A 2,125-nucleotide genomic window follows, 5' to 3' on the forward strand; every position below is an offset into this window, starting at 1 on the left:
GACGACGCCCCCCGCGGTGACGCCCACCCACAGCGGTCGACGCCGGTGCCAGCGACTCAGGTAGCGCGCGGCACTGCCCGCGAGCGCAGCCAGCCCCGCGTTCTGCGCACCGCGCGGTGTCGGCGTCTCGACGACGTCGAGAGTGCGACCGAAGAGGTCGGTCGCCACGATGCTGGTGGTGCGGGCCCCGATGTGGATGCCCAACGTCAGGAACGGCTCGTGGTTGACCTCGACGGGTACCCGCGGCCGCCCGATGGCGCCGGAGACGGCGAGGTCGGCGCGTTCCCGCAGGACACCGGCGTCGAGCAGGGCGGTGACCTGGCGGTTCACCGTGGCGATGCTCAGGCCGGTGGTCTGGGCGATGACGTCACGGGCGATCGGGCCGCGCAGCCGCGCCGCCCCGAATACGGATGCAGCGGCCGCCTCGGCGACACGCAGTGATGGAGCCACGATGTGGTGGCGGGCGAGCAGCGCACGCTTGGCGTGAGCGGTCGAGATGGCAGAGGTGGTCTTGCGAACGACAGTGGCGGTGTTGGTGCTCAAGGGAGGTGTCCTTCGTTGAGGTCGGCTGGTGGGGTTGGTGCCTCACCTGGCGACTCAGCGGGACGGATACGTCCGGGTTCAGTCAGGCGCGGCGAGAAGCGCGACAACAACAACACGCACGCGAGGCGGCGCTGCGAGAAACCTGACTAGCTGACACGTTGAGAACTTAGCACGGCAACTAAAGTTCACGGAATGACGGCACTCGAATCTCAACAGCCCGTCGCGGTTGTCACCGGCGCCAGCTCGGGCATCGGCGAAGCAACCGCGAAAACCCTTGCCGGACTTGGCTTTCACGTGGTCTGCGTGGCTCGCCGCGCGGAGCGCATAAACGCACTCGCCGAAGAGCTTGGCGGGACGGCGATTGTGGCGGACGTCACTGACGCCGCGGCCGTCGACGCGCTGGCCGCCGGCCTGCGCCGCGTCGACGTGCTGATCAACAATGCAGGCGGGGCCAAGGGCGTGCAATCGGTCGCCGACGCCGACCTCGAGGACTGGCGCTGGATGTGGGAGACCAACGTGCTTGGCACCCTGCGCGTGACAAGGGCGCTGCTACCGAAGCTGATCGCCTCCGGCGACGGCCTGATCGTCACGATCACCTCGATTGCGGCCTTCGAAATCTACGACGGCGGCGCCGGGTACACCTCGGCCAAGCACGCACAGGCGGCGCTGCACCAGACCCTGCGCGGAGAACTGTTGGGAAAGCCGGTGCGGCTCACCGAGATTGCGCCGGGAATGGTCGAGACCGAGTTCTCCGTCGTCCGCTTCGGCGGCGACCAGGACCGCGCCGCCGCGGTGTATCAGGGGATGACCCCGTTGGTGGCCGCCGACGTCGCAGAGGTGATCGGCTTCGTGGCGTCGCGGCCGCCGCACGTCAACCTGGACCAGATCGTCATCCGGCCGCGCGATCAGGCGACCGCAACCAGGAAGTTCACCCGCCCGGAGTGACCGTGACCTGACTCGGAGGGGTCGTCGTCGGCGTCCCCGAGAGCGTGGGCGCGTCGGTCGGGGTGGCAGGCGCGCTGCTGGGGATGTTCGACGGCGGTGAGTCGTTGTTCAGCGCCGACATGGACTTCCACTGGTCCCAGTCCACGGCCCAGTCCCAGATGTCGCCGTCGGCGTAGGACAGCTCGATCGACGTGCCGGTGACTTCGACGGGATCGCCGTAGATGGCCGTGTTGAAGTACTGCTGCGCGTTGTCCGTCGAGAGATTGATGCAGCCGTTGGTGACGTTGCTGCTGCCCTGCACCCCGGTGGTGCTCGGGTTGGCGTGGATGAACTCGCCGTTGTTGGAGATCCGCACGGCATACCGCTCGTGGGCGTTGGAGTAGCCCGCCGCCGGGTTCGACATGTAGAAGTCCTCGTACTTCTCGGTGACGACGTGGATGCCGCTGCGGGTGATGTTGCGCGGCAGGTCGGCTTCGCCGTAGCTGCACGGCAGATCGAGGATGACGCCGTCGTCGGTGATGACCTGGATGCGGTGCGACGAGGCCTCGGCCTTCACCACCTGCCGTCGGCCGATCTCGAAGTCGAGCGTCACGTCCTGGGCGCCGAACGCGCCTTCGCCGAACGGAATGCCGTACAT

The 2,125-nt window shown here is 67.9% G+C and carries 2 protein-coding genes and 1 pseudogene; 1 reads left to right on the forward strand and 2 read right to left on the reverse strand.

The features are described from left to right. Positions 1–471: pseudogene (locus tag ACRDUX_RS33005) on the reverse strand (hypothetical protein); the annotation flags it as partial. A gap of 264 nt (positions 472–735) precedes the next feature. On the opposite strand from ACRDUX_RS33005, the gene ACRDUX_RS33010 reads away from it, so the two are divergent. Beyond that, complete coding sequence (locus ACRDUX_RS33010; RefSeq protein WP_526420421.1) at positions 736–1,488, forward strand: SDR family NAD(P)-dependent oxidoreductase; 753 nt, start codon at positions 736–738, stop codon at positions 1,486–1,488. Here the strand turns inward: ACRDUX_RS33010 and ACRDUX_RS33015 are convergent. Then, positions 1,472–2,125 (reverse strand): L,D-transpeptidase (locus ACRDUX_RS33015; protein ID WP_526420423.1); only part of this gene is annotated, 654 nt, incomplete at its 5' end. The two genes, ACRDUX_RS33010 and ACRDUX_RS33015, sit on opposite strands and share 17 nt — an antisense overlap.

The organism is Mycobacterium sp. (assembly GCF_050701675.1).
GTDB lineage: Bacteria > Actinomycetota > Actinomycetes > Mycobacteriales > Mycobacteriaceae > Mycobacterium.

Bases quoted from the DNA above. Each gene is read 5' to 3' on its own strand.
- ACRDUX_RS33010 (WP_526420421.1), top strand. From the start codon at position 736: ATGACGGCACTCGAATCTCAACAGCCCGTCGCGGTTGTCACCGGCGCC.